The organism is Paenibacillus sp. BK033 (assembly GCF_004345425.1).
In the GTDB taxonomy this organism is placed as follows: domain Bacteria; phylum Bacillota; class Bacilli; order Paenibacillales; family Paenibacillaceae; genus Pristimantibacillus.
This window is the reverse complement of sequence record NZ_SLVP01000001.1, coordinates 306376-325929: the sequence shown is the minus strand read 5'-3', so window position 1 is coordinate 325929 and position 19554 is coordinate 306376. Positions and strand designations below refer to the sequence as shown.

Here is a 19554-nt window from a genome sequence, read left to right as displayed (position 1 = left end):
CGTCTCCAGTTCAATTGTCGCTCGTCATCCTAGCATATGCATCTTTGAAAAAGGGTGATACTTGCGTATGCCTACAGGACTTGGCGAAGCTTAACCGGCGGAATCAGCGGCAGCCCTTCCGGCATTTCCTGCAGCTGTTCCACGGTCAGCGGATACTTCGCCCTTTCGTTCAAATGCCAGGAGACGGCCGCTGCTTCGGTAATAATTTTTCGCTTGGTGCCATTCTCCAGATAATACAGGAAGCCGTCCAGCCCGCTTGCTATCTGCCCATGCATGGGAGCACCGTAATGAACGGAATGAAGCGCATGCCATTTGGACATCGCTTCAACCGAGGGCAGCGCTTCTCCCGCCGGCCAGCTCCGGAGAAGAATTTGCGGCAGGCGTACGACGGGTCCGAACCATTCCCCTTCGATTGGACGTTTGATCCCTTGCTCAATCCAATAAACCTGCGGGCCAATCCCTTTCACTGCGACGCCTTCCGGGTAAAAGGCGGTCTCTCCTTTTGCCATAAGCGAAGTCAGCTTCGGATCGCTCGTGCGGACTTGATGAATCCACGCATACGGATTATTCCATTTGGTCATATAGTAAACCATATTCCGGGTGTTAACCTGTTCAAGCTGATCGCCCAGCGCCTTGATGCTGACGCTCCCGAAATGGTGGATAAAGGAGTCCCTTGCGATGACGAGGGAGTAACCGAGCAGCCTGGTCCGAATATTATAATCATCATCCTCGTAATTGCCGAATTCGAACCCTTCGTCCAAGAATCCGATTCTCTCCCACAATTCGCGGCGGAACAAGAGGCAGAAGCCCGGCAGCCTGTCTGTTCTCTCCCAGCGCTTCGGATCGGAAATATTATTGAGTCTAGCGAATTCCGGCATATCTTCGATTCTGTCGTAAGGGACCGGGATTTGCTGATCCCCGCTAATATAATTCGTGACCGGACCCACCATACCGATAGTAGGGTCGCTGTGCAGACAGATCAGCAAGTTGCCCAGCCAGTTATCCGTCACAAGCGTGTCATTGTTCAGAACAAGCATCGTTGTGCCTTTTGCCATCATCAGCCCCATATTCACCGCACCGGCGAACCCGTAATTCCGATCGAGCACCCGGTAACGCACCTGACCATCCAGCTGCTCCAAATATTCGGCTGTCCCGTCTGTCGACGCATTGTCGACTACGATAATCTCATGGGGCTGCTCCGTGTTGTCCACGATGCTGTCGATGCAGGCGCGCAAATAATCCACCTGATTGTAGCTCGGGATAATAATACTTGTTCCCTCAAACAAAGAATGATAGCTGCTTCGACCGGCCAGAAGTCCCTGATTGTACCCTGCCTGCAGACCGGCCTGATAGTTAGCCGTACGCCTTCCCTCTTGCGTTGGTTTGAGACGACGAATGCCCCGCGGTTTACGTCTCACTCAAAAACCTCTCCCGTCTAGTATTCTGTATCCCAATATCGGGCGGACGCTTCCTTAAGCGACTCGAACGTTCCCGCATCCATCCACCAGCCGGATAACGTCCGGTAGGTTAATAGACCGGCAGCCGCGTAAAGATTATTCAGATCCGTAATCTCGAGTTCTCCTCTGCTTGACGGGCTGATATTCTCGATCCGCTCGAACACATCCGAGCTGTACATATATAAACCGGTAACCGATAGATTCGACTGCGGCTCCTCGGGCTTTTCTTCAATACGCTTGATCGCGCCGTTAGAATCGAAGACCGGAATCCCGTACCGGTGAGGATCGTCGACTTCCTTGAGAAGCACCATCGCCCCTTCCGGCTGCTGCCGAAAATCATGAATATAGGGCTTTAAATCCTCTTCGAACAAGTTATCGCCAAGAAGAACGAGAAACTTCTCGCCGTCGGTAATAAACGGTCTGGCCAGCTGCAACGCATCCGCAATGCCTCCGGCCCCTTCCTGGATCCGGAATGCCAGCGATACGGCCCGGTCTTCGCCGCTGCCGAAATATTGAATGAACATTCCCGCAGACTGACGGTTCGTAATAATCAGAATTTCCTTGATCCCGGCCTTGCGCAGCGTCTCGATGCCATGATGGATCATCGGATGCCTGCCGACCGGCAGCATATGCTTATTGATATAAGAAGTAAGAGGCATGAGCCGTGTACCGGTTCCTCCCGCCAAAATAACAGCTTTCATAAGTGCAGCCCTCCTAACCATGTGCAGACTTACAAGGCCATCTCGCGCTTGCGCAGCCGATCCTCGAACCCGCCCCGTTCATCTGTGCATGACAGCAGCCAGTAGATCGCCTCCAAATGATCACCCAGAATCAACCGTTCAAGCGGGTTTTTCCTCTCCCGCTCCGGCCGGGGTTTATTTATTTTGCCGACATTAACGGTGTGTACGGCCTTCACCTTAAGACCTTGCTTCACAGCCATCGCGTGGGCAAGCGGAGGGACCAATAAAGCCTCCGCGCCTATCGTATCCAGGCATCTGCGGCTGATCGCATGCGGTACGGCCGTGAAGGACATTCCCTTCAGGTCTGGCCTTTGAAGAATGGCATTCAAGGCATGTTTGGCCAGCACAACGCTATGAACCTTCGCTTTGCGAACCGGACCGGAGTAATTATTCAACGCCGCGTCTACTCCTTTTTCTCTCACCGCGCGAATGAAAGGGCGTAAATCGGCAGCCGGTATAACCATATCTCCGTCAATAAACAGCAGTACCTCGCCTTTGGCTTCCAGCGCCCCTATCGTTCTCCCAACGTCATGGCCAAGAGGCTTATCGAATTGCAGCACTTTCGCCCCCGTCTTTCTAGCAATCGCTATGGAACCGTCTGTAGAACCATTGGCAACAACAATAACCTCCGTACGGGGATGTACCTTTGCAGCTTCGCGAATCACGCGCCCGATGGTCGATTTTTCATTCATAACGGGGATAATGACCGATACGGCCGGTTTAGGATGAGGTGCGCGTTTCATCCACTGAATCACCTCAGTTTTTACACCTATTAAAATTTGCAAGCAGATTGATGCACATCACATAGTATGTATGCGGAATGCTGGCGCAACGGCATTTGTACAACTTCCAAGACGTCTGTCCCCCTCCCAATTAAAAAAGAGGATAGGAGCATAGATTTCGCTCCCATCCTCTATTGAAACTATCAAATCTTACCGGCCAATGGCGATCCAGTTCATGTATCCCTCAGGCTCAAACGAACCTCTGGAGCGGACAATGTTCAGAATGGCGCTGCCTTCCGATTTGCTAAAGACGGATACGTAACATTCCGGATTATCGCAGATGGCGGTAATGGCATAGTTCGTATTGCTGAACGGCTCCTCGAAAATAATTTCAACCTCCAGTATCTTTCCTTTCTTGAAGAACGAATACGGCGCAAGACCAAACTGTTGAATGACCTGACCGGTTCCCGCGGAACGGATAAAGGAAGGCGCAGGTTCCGATTCTTGTTCGAACTGTTCATCCGCAGATCCCATAAATGGCGGGAATATGGCAGACACAAGCTCGGGGGCTAATTTATCCAGCGTTATGGCCTCTGATGCAATATGCCAACCGCATACGCTGTCTTCCGCCAGCTTCTCTCTCGTTACGCTCTCATCGGCCAGCTTCTCGGTTATGATGCTTTCATCGGCCAGCTTATCGGTTGTGATGCTTTCTTCGACCAGCTTATCGCCCGTGATGCTGTTGCCGGCGAGCTTATCGCCCGTCACGCTTCCGAAAGCCAGCTTCTCGCGAGTTACGCTGCTAGTTGCCAGCTTATGGCTTGTAACACTCTCGTCGGCAAGTTTATCGCTGGTCACACTTTCATCAATCAGCTTGCGGCTCGAAATACTGTAGTCGGCTAGCTTGCCTGTCGAGACGCTCTCATCCGCCAGCTTGCTTCCGGTGACAGACAAGTCGGCTAGCTTGCTCGTAATGACATTTCCGTCGGCCAGCTTCTCGGAGGTTACGCTCTCCGCGATCAGCTTGCGGCTTGTAATGCTATCGTCGGCTAGCTTCTCGGTTGTCACACTTTCATCGGCAAGCTTGCGGCTTGTAATGCTATCTGTCGCAAGCTTATCTTCCGTGACAGTTCCCGCCGCAAGCTTCTCCGTTGTGATGCTCCCATCGGCTAGCTTATTCCAAGTGACAGCCAGATCGGCAAGCTTGTTGCTTGTTACAATTCCGTCGGCCAGCTTTTCGCCGGTTACACTTTCATCCATAAGCTTGCCGGTTGTAATGCTATAGTCGGCAAGCTTCCCGGAAGTGACGCTCTCGCTTGCCAGCTTCTCCGCCGTAATACTGCCGGAAGCCAATTTGCCAGTTGTGACACTTTCATCGGCAAGTTTATCGCTTGTGATGCTGCTCTCGGCAAGGTTCCAAGCCGTAACGCTGCCGCCCGCGAGCTTGCGGGTTGTAACGCTTTCGTCGGCAAGCTTCTCGGTTGTGACGCTCTCGCCTGCCAGCTTCCAGGTCGTTACACTTTCGTCGGCCAGCTTCTCATTGGTTACGCTGCCGCCTGCCAGCTTCTCATCTGTAACGCTCTCGTCCGCCAGCTTGCTGCCGGTAACAGTCAGGTCGGCAAGCTTTATGCCGGTGATACTCTCGTTGGCCAGCTTGCTGCCGGTCACACTTTCATCAACCAGCTTGCGGCTTGTAATGCTATCGTCGGCAAGCTTCTTGGTTGTGACACTTTCATCAGCAAGCTTGCTGCCGGTAATGCTATCTGGGGACAGCTTATCAGCCGTAATGCTTCCTGGCGCCAGCTTATCGCCGGTAATGCTGTTATCGGCAAGCTTGCTGCCCGTAACGGCCTGATCGGCAAGCTTCCTATTCGTCACGCTCGCATCGGCAAGCTTCTCGCCAGTGACGCTTTCATCGATCAGCTTGCGGCTCGAAATACTGAAATCGGCAAGCTTCCCGGTTGAGACGCTCTCATCCGCCAGCTTGCTGCCCGTAACGGATAGATCGGCAAGCTTGCTTGTAATGACGCTTCCGTCGGCCAGCTTCTCGGCAATAACGCTTTCGTCCGTCAGCTTGCGGCTTGTAATGCTGTCGTCGGCCAGCTTCTCTGTCGTTACGCTTTCGTCCGCCAGTTTACGCCTTGTAATGCTGCCTGTTGCAAGCTTATCGGAAGTAACGCTTTCCTCAGCGAGCTTTGCCGTCGTCACGCTCTCATCGGCCAGCTTGCTGCCAGCAACAGCTTGCTCGGCAAGCTTGTTGGTTGTAATGCTGTCGTCGGCCAGCTTCTCGCTGGTGACGCTCTGGTCAATCAGCTTGCGGCTTGTAATGCTGTCGTCCGCCAGCTTATCGGAAGTGACGCTCTCCGCTGCCAATTTGCGACCCGTTACCGCCTGATCGGCAAGCTTGCTCGTTGTGACGCTCTCTTCGGCCAGCTTCTCCGCCGTAACGCTTTCGAAGGCCAGCTTGCGGGTTGCGATGCTATCATCCGCCAGCTTATCCGCCGTAATGCTCTCGAAGGCCAGCTTGCTGCCCGGCACGCTTTCATCCAACAGCTTCTCGGACGTAATGCTCCGATCCGCCAGCTTATCGCTTGTGATGATGCCGTCCATAAGTTTGTCGCTTGTAATGCTTTCGACAGCCAGCTTACTGCCGATAATGCTCCCGTCTGCCAGCTTGCTGCCCGTAATAATGCCATCCGCCAGCTTCCGGCTTGAGATGCTTTCGTCCGCCAGCTTGTCGCCGGTAATACTGCCTCCGGCCAGCTTACTTCCCGTGACGCTCTCGGCTGTCAGCTTATCGCCGGTAATACTGCCTTCGGCCAGCTTCCGGCCGCTCAGGCTTGCGTCGGCCAGTTTATCTGCCGTAATGCTGTTGTCGGCCAGCTTGTCGTTTGTAATGCTGCCTGCCGCCAGCTTGCTTCCGGTAATGCTCTCATCCGCCAGCTTCTCGCTCGTGACGCTCCCGCCAGCCAACTTGCTGCTTGTGACGCTCTCGTCGGCCAGCTTGCCGGTTGTGACGCTCTCGTCGGCCAGCTTGCCGGTCGTGATACTTTCATCGGCCAGCTTGCCGGTAACGACGCTTCCGTCCAACAGCTTGGAGGTTTGGATAATTCCTTCAGCCAACTGCTCCGGCAAAATCGTTTTCGGCTTGAATTCATTCAGAACCTCCGCGCTCAGATGATCGAAGGATACCGTGCCTTTCCGGAGATGATAGCCTTGGATGGAGTCTGCCTTAATATGCTTGCTCGCGATTGTCTCCAGGCGCAGGTGATCACCGGACACGGTATCCACTGCCAGCTTGGAAGAGGTTACCGCTCCGTTTTGCAGCTTGCTCTCATCAACAATTCCGGGTGTCAGATGCTTCTCTTGAATCGATAACGGCTGGATATGATCGGCATTAACGGATAAGGAAGCCAGCTTGGTTTCCTGAACCGCGCCGTCGGCGAGATGCTCCGTTCCGATAATTTCTTCCTGCAGGGCCTCGGCATTCACCGCTCCGGCTTGGATATGGGCTTCCCCGACGCTCAGCGGAGCAAGCTTCGCTTCGGTTACCGCTTCATCGGTGAGATGGATATTGCGGACGCTGCCCTCGACGATATGAATGCCAAGGACGGAATCATTCGCCAGGTGCCGGCTCATGACCGCTTCATTGCCGATATGGGCGGACTGGACAGCGCCGGTTGTCAGCTTCGACGACGTAACCGACTGGTTAGACAAAGCGTCCGTTCCTACCGCTCCGCCGCGAATATGATTCGCTCGGATAACGTCTTCCGCCAAATGCTCGGATTGAATGGAGAGCGGCTCGATATGGTTCGATTGAATCGAGAACGGACGAATCAGCTCCGAGTAGATCGAGCCTTCGGCAAGTTTGCTGGCCGTAACGCTGCCGTCTGCCAGCTTGGAGGTGGTTACGCTCGAATCATTCAGCTTCTCGGTCGTTACCGCATCTCTTGACAGCTTGCTTTCCGTTACCGCCTGGTCGGCAAGATGATCCGTGTTCACGATATCGTACGACAAATTCATCTCGGTAACGGATTGATAGCCCATATGCTCCGCTTGAATAATACCCGACTGCAAATGCTCGGACTGGATCGCCCGAAGGCCAATGGATTCAGACTGAATCGAGCCCGGAGCAATATGATTCGTTTGCACGCTGCGATCAGCCAGCTTGGAGGAGGTAACGTTCAAATCCGCCAGCTTCTCGCTTGTTACCGATTGGGCAGCCAGCTTGCCGGTTGTTACCGATTGGTCGGACAAATGCTCCGTCTGTACGCTGCTTTCCGACAGATGCCGCATCGTTACAGCTTCGTCTGCCAGATGGACCGACTGGATGGCTCCGCCCGCAATATGCTCGCTTGCAATCGAAGAAGGCTGTACGTGGCCCCCATGAATGGAAGCAGGCTGAATCGCATCCGAATTCACCGCGTTTTGCGCAATATGCTGCTCGTTGACGCTGCTGTCGCCAAGCTTCGAGGCGGTTACGCTTCGTTCAGCCAGCTTGTCGGTTGTAACGGATTCAGGAGCAAGCTTCTGAGAGCCGATAACATGGTCGGTTAGATGATGCGGATGAACGGAGTTCGGAGACAGGTTAAACTCGGTAACCGCTCCGTAAGCGATCTTGCCGTTCGTAACCGACAGATCCTGAATGGCATCCGTATCGACGGCTTGATTGGCGAAATGCTGCTTCTCAATCAGCTTTGGCTTCAAATGCCCGGTGGAGATCGCTTCCGGGGAGATCGCGTCTTCGGTTACAGCGCCTGCCGAGAAGTGATAAGCACGAAGCGCTTCCGGAGCAATTTTCTGAAACGTAACAATTTCGTTCTTGAGATGAACCGTTTCGATGGAGCCGGCAGCGAGCTTGGAGCTTTTGACCGCTCCGTCGGCCATTTTCTTATCCGTAACGGCCTGGTCCGCAAGCTGATGGGTGCCAACCGACTGATCGCTTAGATGTTCGGTCGTAATCGCTTGGGGAGCGATTTTCTCCCCTTTCACTGAGCCGTCCTGCAGCTGCTCCCTGCCTACGGAACCGGACTGCAAATGCTGACGGGATACCACTTGGTGGGCAATATGGCGCTGCTCGATCTGACCGATAGCGATATGATCCGAAATGATGCTGCTTCGTCCGATATGCCGGGTCTGCACGGCTTCGTTCGTCAGCTTGCTGGAATTAACGCTTTGGTCGACAAGATGCTTGCTTCCAATCTGTCCGGCCACGATATGCTCGCCAGAGACAGTCTCCTGCTGGAGATGACTTGCGTTAACGGCTCCGGGTGCTATCCGCTCGGCGTTTACGGATTGAAGCTGAAGAGCTCCTGTCCCTACCGCTCCTTCCGCCAGATGCTCCTGCGTGATGGCGCCTGGAGCTACGTGCTTCCCCAGGATAGCCCCAATCGATACATGCTCCGCAAGGAGCAGCCCTTGCTTCAGATGAACGGATTCAATCGTATCCGCGGCCAGCTTGCTGCCGGTAATCGCTCCGTCCCGAAGTTTGGAATGGGTCACCGACGCCTCGCCAAGCTTCGAATTCGTAATGGCCTCATTGGCGATTTTTTCCGTGCGAACGGCGCTGTTTTGAATTTTGTCCGACGAAATGGAATGATTGTCGATCAGCTCTTCCGTGATGATAAACGGCTGAAGATGTCTCGACGTTATCGAGCTGTCCGAGATTTTGCTGGAATCAATGGTCCGGTCGGCCAGCTTCTCCGACGTGATGCTGCCATCCTGCAGCTTGCTGCCGTTAATCGAGGAATCCACGATTTTATCCCCGGTGATGGAGCTGTTCGAAAGATGGCTTCCCGTAATGGATAAAGGCGAAACCTTATTGCCCGTTACGGCCCCCGGAGCAAGATGAATATTCTGCACCGCATAATCGGAGAGGGTGGAAGAGTTAACGCTGCCCGGCCGCATTTTGTCCGAGTCTACCGAATACGGGGCAAGCTTGCTGCCGGTTACGGCTCCGTCCACGATATCGTCCGCATAGATAAACGGAAACGGTTTGTACAGGTCCTGCTTCTCCACCAGTTTGTCGAGCTTCGCCTCATAAGTGGGCTCAAGCTCCCGTACGGGTGTTTTTTGTTGCTTCGGTTCCGTCTCCGGCTCCGGCTTCGGCTCTTGTTTTTGCGCTTGCTTACCCTTTTGCTTAACCTCTTGCTTCACTTCTTGTTTAATCTCCTGCTCCTTCCGCTCTGGCGCAGGCTCTTCCTTCAGCTCCGGAACCGGTACTGGATCCGCATCATAAGAAGCAATTTCCTCGATAAGCCGCTCTGTCTCAGCTTTGCTTATTTCAGCCGATGAGGAGGCATCGGCAACAAGGATCGATTCTTCCGTCAATGCAGGGATCAAATGCGTCTCCGCCTGCGGAGCTTCTTCCACAGGAGCTATTGCGTTAATACTGACCGGCCTGTTCTCTGCAGGCTTAGGCTGCGGAACAAGCAGGTTGTTATTTTGAACTTTATTTTTCTTGCTTTTTAATTCATCCAGCCACTTTAATTCCGAGGCATTCGGATTATCAACATAATAACTCGGCTTACGCCCTTTGGCGCTTTTCGACGATTTACCTTTTGTCATTGACCTCTCCTTCTTTCTTCCTCCCCAAAGTTATTTCACTATATGCTCCTACCCATGGGCGCGCTACTGCCGTTTGGGCAACAAAAAAAGGACGGCAGCTTTTAACTGCCGTCCTCCGGGGAATAAGGCTTGCGATTCGAAAAGCCCATTTCATAGCTGATTACCTGCTCAGCCTCGTGAAGCTTTTCCTGCTCGCGCTGAGAAACGATCTCCGGTTCCGTATCTTCCTCGCATAACTCCGGGTTGTCGCGGCATCTCAGATCCGCTTCATTTCGTTGAATCTTTAACCACCGCTTCGCCGTATGTTCCCATGTAAACAGCTGCTCCACCCGTTGTCTGCTCTTTAACCCCATTTGCCTGCGAAGCGCCGCATTTTGGAGCAGGAGCAGGAGCCTTGCAGTCAGCTCGGCTTTAATTTCTTTCTGATCGATGAGATAACCGGTCTCTCCGTCCTGGATAATTTCCTGCATTCCGCCAGCCCGCGTAGCTATAACCGGAAGGCCCGTTGCCATCGCCTCCACATTCACGAGCCCGAATGCTTCCCGCTTCCCGGAAGGCATTACGGCGATGTCGGCTGCCATGAACCAGCCCGGCACTTCCGAGTAAGGCACGTAAGGCACGAACCGGACATGCTTCTTGTACCGCTCTCCCATCTTCATCAGCTTGCGGGAATAGGCGGTTGTACGGTGCGAGCCATAGAACGGGCTTCCGACGATGACGACTAGAAGATCCGGATGGACCTTGATCAGATTTGGCACAATGGCAAGCAAATGATGCACGCCTTTCAGCGGAATTAGCCTGCCGAGGAAAACAATGACTTTCCGGTGGACCAGACCTTTACGCTCCCTATGATATCTTCGCGCTGCCTCCCCTTCCGCCGTATAACGGGACTGGAATCTCTTCGTCTCCACTCCGGGATATACGACGCGGAGCTTTGTTTTCGCTTCCGGCATCTTCTTTAGGATCAGAGCGCGCAGAAATTCGCTGTTCACAATAATCCGGTCCGCTAGAGCAAAGCTCTTGCGGAGCTGCGTCTCGGAGATATGTCTCGGACTTATATAAGTGGAAGAATGCAGGTTAAGCCATATTTTGGCTTTGGGATTGGAACGCCTCAGCTTTATAACATAAGTCGGCCGGTTCTCGACCTGTATGATTTGCGGGCTAAATTTCTGTACAGCACGTCCTATGTTCGCCACATAAGACGAACGTTTGGCAGCAGGGAATCTTTCGCACACGACGTCATGAACAAGGCTCCGGCGGGGCAAATTCCGCCCGATCTTCCCGTAAATGCGAGGCTCCACACTAGGACGCAGCAGGGGAACGAATTTTTCGACAACCCGTTCGACAGAGCTGCTGTTTCCCGATGGGATCGGATAGGCTCCTGGCGTAACGAATGCCACTTTCACAGGCGACATGTCGAAGGAAGGCCTCCTTCGTTATCAATTTGCAGTTAGCATACGCGAGCCATTCCGGTATTGCCACAAGGTTGCGCGGACGCCTATACTATTGATTTGTATGAACGGTTGTGTCACACTGTTCGGAGGACATCGAAAGGCAAGACGCAAGGAAAGGACGTGAGTGAGCGGGCATGATGGGATGGTTGTTTCAGGCCATGACGGAGCTTAGTTCGCGCAAATGGATATCCAGACTTACCGGCCGCTTCGCGCAATCGAAGGCAAGCCGCAGCTGGATCCCGAGATTCGCCAGCATGTATAACATCAAAATCGAAGAAGCGGAAAAGCCGCTGGAAGCATACAGCACGTTAAACGAATTTTTCACGAGGCGACTAAAGCCTGGATCGCGGATCATACATGAAGAGACTACAGCACTCATAAGTCCGGTGGACGCCTTGATTACCGGGGCGGGACCGATTAAAGCCGGTACGATTGTTAACGTCAAAGGACAGGATTACACGATTGAGGAGCTGCTTAACCGCTCTCCAAGAACCGAGCTTTACCGCGAGGGATATTACATCGTATTGTACTTAAGCCCTACCGATTATCACCGCATACATACACCCGTAGACGGAAAGATTGTCGAGCGTGAGCATGTTCCGGGCAAGGTATACCCGGTTAACGAATTTGGCCTTCGCCGCATGCGCCGTGTCCTCAGCCGGAATGAAAGACTGATTACCTACATCAAACATGCAGGCGGAGAAACGGCAGTCGTCAAGGTTGGCGCCATGAACGTCAGCAGCATTCGTTATGTGGAGCCCATCCGCGACAAGGCTGAAAAAGGCGGCGAGCTTGCCTACTTCGAATTCGGCTCAACGGTGGTACTGCTTATGGAAAACGATACCTTCATTCCGCGGCACGATCTTGCGCCGGGGTTAAAGGTGAGAATGGGCGAGATGCTGGGGAAGTTGATTGGAAATTAAGCACAAACTGCGCAAGCTGATTGTTTATAAGCATACCCTGCACATTTGATGTTCTTCCGATCGCCATTGCTCGGGAAATTCCCAGAATAAACAACGAAGGGTCGGAATTCCCGAGCAAAAGCGACCACTACGGTTCTCCAGAATCATCAAATGCTCCGTTTGTACTTTCCCATCAACTTTTATAAAGACAGTCATGCAGCCATTGCTAATAGAAATGGCTGCATTCAACCCGAAAGGCGCCGCGGGGGGTTATCCCTGCGGCGCCTTTTTTCGGGCTGGTTAACGGATTTCGGATGGGCTGCGACCCGTGTATTGCTTGAACTGCCTGCTGAAGAAGAAGATATCCCTGTAGCCAAGCGCATCCGCGACCTCCGTCACGTTCATGCCTTCATACATCAGCAGATGCTGGGCCCGTTCGATCCTTGTCCGGATCATATACGACTGTACCGACATGCCGATCATTTCTTTAAATTTTACGGAAAAATACCGCGGGGACAGCTGTGCGCGCATCGCCAGATCCTCCACCCGGTGAGCGACGCTTGGATGCTGCTTCACGTAATTGGCAACCTCTTGAATCGCCTCGGTCAGCTGGTTGCTGCCTTTGCGTTCAACCGGCAGCTCCCGGTCCTCCCGAAGCAAATGGATCATGAGCTGCTTAAGCACCAGCAGGGCCTCTTCCTCCGCCGCGTACGTCTCGACGAGGAACAGCCGGACATACCGGGAGAGCAAATATTCGAAATCCACCGTATCCGTCAGCTTCCGGTAGCGCTCGGGCACAAACTGCACCGTCTCGCGTACGTCAAAATGGATATAAGTCAGGACAAGCGGCTTTTGGGGATTATGGGTAGCGCTCGTGTGGTCGCCAGGCCTGAAAAGAAAGCAGCTTCCTTTTCCTACCGGATACGTTGTACCGTTAACTTCCACTTCCCCTTCGCCGCTCCATACATAAAATAAATCATAGTTCGCCATCGGCTTTTCGCGCCGCTGCCATCTCCAGTTTGGTTCACATACGATTTTGGCAATAGGCGGCAATTTAATGTAAGAATCCGGAGATAAGTGCAGCATGTGAATCCTCCTAAAATTTTTCACACTAACGCACTTTGTTAGTGTGAAAAATGACTTCGTAAGCATAAACCAAAGTTTTCAGACTAACGCACTTTGTTAGTCTGAAAACTGACTTCGTAAGCATGATTACCAGATTCGCGCGCCGCTTAACCAAAGCATTTTTCGCGAAATTTCGAGTTCTTGCCGACATCATACAACAGCCGGAATCTCGCACGCAAGCGGGTATTGCACTACCGTTTGCACAAAAGTCAAAAAAAATTGCGTTTTGGTTGGTGTGCTTTGTTAAAAAAATGTTATAATAGCACCCGATAAGCGTTAAATGACGAATTGATTTCCCGGAAGGATGGAATGAAGTCCATGAACCCACTTGCTCAGCAGTTGAATGAGACGCTCGAAGCCGAAAGTCCGAACGTCTACGACATGTTGTCCGCTTTAGGAAAAGCGATTTATTTCCCGAAGGAAGGCATACTCAGCCAATCCGCAGAAGCAAAGGCCAAGGCTAAGAAATTTAACGCCACGATCGGCATAGCAATAGAAAACGGTCAGCCCATGCACCTTAAGGTTATACAAGACACCTTGTCCTCGTATGATCCAAAAGATTTATACGAATACGCTCCGCCGGCAGGCAAGCCGGAGCTGCGTTCCGCATGGCGCACCAAGATGGTTAAAGAAAACCCTTCCCTCGAAGGCAAAAAGTTCGGCAACCCTGTCGCTACGAACGCATTGACGCACGGTTTGAGTATTGTTGCCGACTTGTTCGCCGATGTCGGCGATGCGGTTATCATTCCGAACAAGAACTGGGAAAACTATGAACTGACATTCAACATCCGCCGCGGTGCCGAGATCGTTGAGTACCCGCTGTACAACGAGGATTACCGTTTCAACAGCGCCGGACTGCGCGAAGCTCTGCTCGCCCAGAAGGACAAAGGAAAAGCGATTGTCATCCTCAACTTCCCGAATAACCCTACGGGCTACTCGCCGGGTCCTCAGGAAGGCGATGAGATTGTTGCAGCAATCCGTGATGCGGCAGAAGCAGGCATTAACGTTGTTGCCGTAACGGACGACGCGTACTTCGGCCTATTCTTCGAAGACTCGCTGCATGAATCGTTATTCGGCAAGCTGGCTGATCTGCATCCGCGCGTACTCGCTGTCAAAGTCGACGGCGCAACCAAAGAAGAATACGTATGGGGCTTCCGCGTTGGTTTTATTACTTACGCTAACCCTTCCGATAAAGCACTGACCGCTCTTGAGCAAAAAACAATGGGCATTATCCGCGCGACCATCTCGAGCGGCCCGCATCCATCGCAAACCTTCGTATTACGCGCATTGCAATCGGCTGAGTTCGATGAGCAGAAAGCGGAGAAATACGATGTGATGAAGAAGCGCGCCAATAAAGTAAAGGATCTGCTCGACAGCGGACGTTACGGCGACGTATGGAGCTACTATCCGTTTAACTCCGGATACTTTATGTGCCTTAAGCTGAAAGGCGTCTCTGCAGAAGAGGTCCGCACCCGTCTCCTGGACGAATACGGAATCGGAACAATCGCGCTTGGCGAGACCGATCTTCGCGTCGCATTCTCCTGCATCGAAGAGCGGAACCTGGAAGAGCTGTTTGATACGATCTACAAAGCGGTTACCGAATTGATCGGCTAATTGCCTTCTAATAAATAAAAAATAGCGGTGCAAGGGACCATCCCTGCACCGCTATTTTTTTTCGCAAAACCGGTCATTCCTCCTCAGCATCCTCCGCAAGCTTGCGGCGCAAGCGGCCGGGACGCAAGAACAGAATCTGCGCGCAAGCAGCCAGCAGCGCGACAACTGCCGGTGCAATAAGTCCCTGCAGCAGCAGCATGATGGCTGCCGGCAGCCACATGAGGAAAGAAACAGCCGCAAGCGACCACCGGTCCACGGTGACTACGCTGTCCACTCGTTTAGCCTCGGGCAGCGGGTAGACATGCCGCCATACCGAATAACGGTGCGCATGCCGCAAGCCTCCGATCTGAACGGCAACCAGCTGCAGCAGGATCATGTAAGCTGCAGCAGCTCCCCAGCCCGACAGCCATCCGTCCTCCGCAAACCAGTAAACGATAAGCGCAAACAACACGGTAAGCCGCAGGACGATGCCGCCAATTTCCGTCCGCGCAAGGGATGCCGCGTACAAATATACGTAAGTCAGTCGATGCCGGTTCGGTATATACCTTAAAATCCATGCCAGGTAAGCTCTAGACATCGTACGGGAAGGCATCGTTGGCACATCGATAAACAAGCCGAAAAATTGATAGTAGCCTCTTCGGGTACGAGACTCTTCTTCAATCAGCCTCTCCCAAGGAAAGGCATGCTTGACCGGCATCCGGTACAGCAGGGCGAACAAGACAAGCAGCAGCAGCAGGAACAATGCAGCCTTCCACGGCGCGCTTGTCAATATGACTGCCAGCGCAAGCGCATTTGCTGACCAGCGCAAGATCCGAAGCAGAAGCCGGACGCCGGACCAGGCTAATCTCCGTTCCTTCCATGCCCCCCACAGGTTGGCCCCCCGCATAGCCGCGCAAAAAAGCAGCAGGGTCACAAAGCCCGCTTCCCCGTCCCCTTGCCGGTAAATCGGCCAGTATAGAAGAAGAACCATAATCCCTAACACGGATGTCAAGATTGCGGAGCGGCGGAAGCTTCTTCGCATATAGCCGCCCATTTCCGCTTCCCGCGGCATATGGAAAACAATATCCGGCGCTGTCAGCCAGGTCCGAAGCGGACTCCAGCTAAGAATAATAAACAAGGCCACGATGCCAACAAGCGTAATCGGAAATCCGCTTGGCAGATCCCGGATCAGCTTTATGTAGCCAAAGGCGGATGACAACACAATAAACGACATAAACAACGGAAACCCGCTCTGCGCCATATAGCCGAAATAAGGGGTTACTTCTTTGCGGAATTCTCCTGACCGCTTGAACCATAACGCTTCAAGCGAGCGATCCCCCCCGCTCATTGACGTCCCTCGGTTACTAACTTGTAAAAGGCATCCTCCAGCGCTCCGCCGCGCGTTTCGACTCCGGCAGTCCGGCATACCTCTTCAAGCGTGCCGTAGGCAGCCACCTTGCCTTGATGCATAACGATAAACCGGTCGCAATACGCCTCCACCGTGGACAGAATGTGAGAGCTCATCAGAATAGCCGAGCCTCTCTTCTTCACTTCAACCAGCCGTTCAAGCAGAGAACGAATGCCGAGCGGATCCAGACCCAGAAACGGCTCGTCTATCATATAAAGCGGCGGTTCGGAGAGCAGCGCGTTCATAATCATTACCTTCTGCTTCATCCCCTTGGATAAATGCGAAGCAAATGCGCCGCGTTTCTGCCTCATCTGGAATTCATCCAGCAGCTGTTCCTGCCGTTCGCCAAATGCCGGCTCCTCCACATTGTAAGCCATCCCGGTCAGGCGTAAATGCTCCTCTACGGTCAGCTCGTCGAACAGCACCGGAGTTTCCGGCACGTAGGCAAAAGCGGACCGGTAACGTTCCGCGTTGTCCTCAAGCGTAACGCCGTCTACCTTTACCAGCCCCTGATGCGGCTTCATAAGTCCCAGAATATGCTTGATCGTTGTGCTTTTTCCCGCGCCGTTCAATCCTATTAATCCTACCATTTCTCCTGCCCGCACCTCGAACGTCACATCATGAAGCACGGGACGCCGCGGGCTGTAACCGCCGGTTAATCCGGCTACCTGCAAAATGGGCTCGCTCATATTCCCTCACCTACAATTACCTCTATAATAAGTTGCTCTTCTCTTATCAGCATACCGAATTACAGCGGCAATATCAAAAAAAAGCAGGTATTCCTTTCCGCGAAGGAAAGTATACCTGCTTATCGTTCAATCCTTATTAAAGGATCGTAATACCTGCAATAACGCCGTCTTTGCCTTGAATTCTAACATCATGGCCAGTTACAAGATTGTTTCGGTCGCCGGTAATCAGCGCGTTATCCGCCACGTTGTAAATCGTTACCGTTGTTTGATTTCCGTCTTGCTTCGAGATGGAGATCGTCGACAGCTTGCCGTTAGCGTTATAAGTAATCGTGTTGATTTTGCCCGTAACGTCGAATACCTTGGAGTCATCAACGGCTGATTTAGTCACCTCAATAAACACAACTTTATTCTGATAAGTGCGGACAAGAATTTCGTCGCCGGCTTTCAGCGCGCTGACGGCCGCTTTCTTGTCGTCTCTGAAAATAAAGACGTTTGGATCCAAGCTAAGCGTCAAATCCGTACCATTCGATTGCGTGATCGTAATTTGACCGCCCGAAGCAACGGCTTTCAGCTTGCCCGTGATAGCCTGTCCGTCGTTATCCGGAATTTCGGAATCCGTGCGGTCAAGCAGTGCAGCAAGCTCCGCGCGGGAAACCGGCTGGTTAGGGCGGAATGTATTATCGTTGTAGCCCGTAATAATGCCTTTTTTGATAGCCAGAGCCACATAACCTACGGAACCGGCAGGAATATTTTTGGCATCCTTGAAATCAAGCTGAGTGTTGTTAAGCGCCTTCGCCTCATCTTCCAGTTTAAGCGCTTTAACGAGAATCGTTGCCGCCCACAGACGAGTTGCATTCGCTTGCGGATTTACCGAAGTTTCCGTTTCGGAGAACAAATCGTTCTCAACCGCAACCGCTACGTAACCAACAGCCCATGGATATTTTTTCGCGATGAGATCGGCATCCTTAAAGTTCAGCTTCGTGCTCATTTCTGCCGTCGATTCCGCCTGATCGCGAAGTCCCATCAGACGAACCGCCGCTACCAATGTCTCAATGCGGGAAATTTTTTGGTTGGGCTTGAACGAACCGTCTTCATAACCGGTAAATACGCCTTTCGATGCAAGACGCATAATATATTCCATTGCCCATTTCATATCATCTTCGTCTTTGAATTTCCAGTTCACTTTAACTTCTTTTTTGTCGCCGTGATCGTCGCCTTTTTTTCCGCCATTGTCGTTATGGTTACCGTTTGCGAATGCCGAAGACGCGCCGCCTGCAAGCATCATTACCGCCAGCGAAGAAATCACCGTTTTTTTCCATACCGCTTGTTTCTTCATAAAAAGCCACTCTCCCTTGTACTTTTTGACGGAATTTAATCCGCTTGTACCTTCGCCTATACGTTTTCGTCGAAGGTCTGAAGTTTTGGGAGGGTGGCTTCTAAAAAAATTTCTTTTATTTGGTTTTTTATTGGTTTTCCTGACTTTCGCGCTTGGCCTTCAGCCACTTCGGAGCTCCCTTGTCTTTCTTGTCGCGTAGCCGCTCCTGCTTGGTTGCAGCGGGCTTTGGACGCGGTGCCGGAGCGGCGATGTCCGGCTTTGCAGCACCTTTTTTAGGCTTCCGGTCTTCCTTCAGCAACGATTCCCATTCTTTGCTGTTCTTGGGCGCAACGAAAGAACGCGTACCCGCTTCCTGCTCATCGGCCGTCCGGCGTGGGGAAGGTCTTGCCGAAACTTTATTCGGCAGTTCGCTTGGAGCCACGAATTCGCCTTTGTACATCGCCTTCTCCGGCAGCTCGATGCGAAGCGATTTGCGGAATTTATCCATAATAAACCGTTCTTGCGGCGTAATTAGCGAGATAACGGTTCCTTGGCGGCCCATACGCCCTGTACGACCGGCACGGTGTACGTAATGATCCGCATCGATAGGAGGATCCAGATTAATGACAAGCTGCAGACCCTCAATATCGAGACCTCTGGCCGCAACGTCGGTTGCGAGAAGCAGCTGCGTTTTTCCTTCGCGGAATCTGGCCAGCGTTGCTGCCCGGCGCTGCTTGTCCGCATCGCCGTACAAAGTTTCGACGGAGAAGCCTTCGTAGCTCAGCTTCGCTTCCCAATTCGCGATATTTTCGGTAACGTTCAGGAACAATAGCGCGGATTCCGGCTTCAGCATGCGGACAATCCGTCTTGCTGCATCCGGCTTGTCCCGTTTATCGCATACGATATAGAAATTATTGATCGTCTCCGAAACCCGTTGCTCCGGCGAAATCTGAATGCGGACGGGCTCCTTCATCCAGCGTCCTTCAAACCGTGCCATTACGTCGGGATACGTTGCGGAGAAAAAGGCCAGCTGGCGTTCCTGACTCATGGCGAACAGGATCGTCTCCACCTCGCGGGTAGAGCCAAGCTCAAACACCTGATCCGCTTCGTCGATCACAATATGACGCACATCGCTTAACTTCAGCTTGCGCAGCTTTAACAACTCGTGAATCCGACCCGGTGTACCGATGACAATTTGCGGACGAAGCTTCAGCTTCTCGATTTGGCGCTTCATCGCCGCGCCTCCAATCAGCTGCTGTACGCGAAGGCCAAGCGGCTCCGCGTATCCTTCGGCTACGCGGACGATTTGCATCGCCAGCTCCTGTGTCGGAGCCAGGATAATCGCTTGAATGGCCCCCGATGAGGTATTCAGCTGTTGAAGCATCGGCAGCAAATAAGCCAACGTCTTGCCCGAGCCCGTCTGCGATCGCGCGGATACATCCCGGCCTTCCAGCAAGGTCGGGATCGCCTCGGCTTGGATGGCCGAGGGGACCTTTATGTTGTTCGCTTCCAGCTTATCGCCAAGCGCCTTCGTAATGCCTAAATCATTCCATGTCTTTTGACTCATATACGTTCCTTTCTT

General features: G+C 52.7%; 12 protein-coding genes. 2 read left to right on the top strand and 10 right to left on the bottom strand.

The window, feature by feature from the left end:
* Positions 1–71: 71 nt before the first annotated feature.
* The 5 genes from EV294_RS01405 to EV294_RS01385 form a co-directional block, all read right to left on the bottom strand.
* Positions 72–1418: a glycosyltransferase family 2 protein gene (locus tag EV294_RS01405; RefSeq protein WP_132303244.1), complete on the bottom strand. Its 1347-nt coding sequence runs from the start codon at positions 1416–1418 to the stop codon at positions 72–74.
* 17 nt (positions 1419–1435) lie between these two features.
* Positions 1436–2158: a sugar phosphate nucleotidyltransferase gene (locus tag EV294_RS01400; RefSeq protein WP_132303243.1), complete on the bottom strand. Its 723-nt coding sequence runs from the start codon at positions 2156–2158 to the stop codon at positions 1436–1438.
* Positions 2159–2187: 29 nt separating this feature from the next.
* The gene (locus EV294_RS01395; protein WP_132303242.1) at positions 2188–2940 is read right to left on the bottom strand and encodes a glycosyltransferase family 2 protein; all 753 of its coding nucleotides are present in this window, start codon (positions 2938–2940) and stop codon (positions 2188–2190) included.
* Positions 2941–3129: 189 nt separating this feature from the next.
* On the bottom strand, positions 3130–9486 hold the full coding sequence (locus EV294_RS01390; protein ID WP_132303241.1) for a WIAG-tail domain: 6357 nt from the start codon (positions 9484–9486) through the stop codon (positions 3130–3132).
* 101 nt (positions 9487–9587) lie between these two features.
* Positions 9588–10901 (bottom strand): glycosyltransferase family 4 protein, encoded by a 1314-nt coding sequence (locus EV294_RS01385; protein WP_132303240.1) that lies wholly within the window; start codon positions 10899–10901, stop codon positions 9588–9590.
* A gap of 173 nt (positions 10902–11074) precedes the next feature.
* On the opposite strand from EV294_RS01385, the gene asd reads away from it, so the two are divergent.
* Positions 11075–11863, top strand: a complete 789-nt coding sequence (asd, locus tag EV294_RS01380; RefSeq protein WP_207918080.1) for an archaetidylserine decarboxylase — start codon at positions 11075–11077, stop codon at positions 11861–11863.
* Positions 11864–12142: 279 nt separating this feature from the next.
* Here the strand turns inward: asd and EV294_RS01375 are convergent, their stop codons facing one another.
* Entirely contained in the window at positions 12143–12928 is a 786-nt protein-coding gene (locus tag EV294_RS01375; protein ID WP_132303239.1) for a helix-turn-helix domain-containing protein, read from the bottom strand.
* Between the two features lie 357 nt (positions 12929–13285).
* Here EV294_RS01375 and EV294_RS01370 point away from each other — a divergent pair, with 357 nt between their 5' ends.
* Positions 13286–14581, top strand: coding sequence for an aminotransferase class I/II-fold pyridoxal phosphate-dependent enzyme (locus EV294_RS01370; protein WP_132303238.1), 1296 nt, complete (start codon positions 13286–13288; stop codon positions 14579–14581).
* A gap of 73 nt (positions 14582–14654) precedes the next feature.
* Here EV294_RS01370 and EV294_RS01365 read toward each other — a convergent pair whose 3' ends face one another.
* The 4 genes from EV294_RS01365 to EV294_RS01350 all read right to left on the bottom strand — a co-directional run bounded on the left by EV294_RS01365 (position 14655) and on the right by EV294_RS01350 (position 19539).
* Positions 14655–15908 (bottom strand): ABC transporter permease, encoded by a 1254-nt coding sequence (locus EV294_RS01365; protein ID WP_165930547.1) that lies wholly within the window; start codon positions 15906–15908, stop codon positions 14655–14657.
* Positions 15905–16657, bottom strand: coding sequence for an ABC transporter ATP-binding protein (locus EV294_RS01360; RefSeq protein ID WP_132303236.1), 753 nt, complete (start codon positions 16655–16657; stop codon positions 15905–15907). The genes EV294_RS01365 and EV294_RS01360 overlap by 4 nt, the downstream gene beginning before the upstream one ends.
* 136 nt (positions 16658–16793) lie before the next feature.
* Positions 16794–17993, bottom strand: coding sequence for an S-layer homology domain-containing protein (locus EV294_RS01355; protein WP_132303235.1), 1200 nt, complete (start codon positions 17991–17993; stop codon positions 16794–16796).
* Positions 17994–18120: 127 nt separating this feature from the next.
* Positions 18121–19539, bottom strand: coding sequence for a DEAD/DEAH box helicase (locus EV294_RS01350; protein ID WP_132303234.1), 1419 nt, complete (start codon positions 19537–19539; stop codon positions 18121–18123).
* Between the last annotated feature and the right edge of the window lie 15 nt (positions 19540–19554).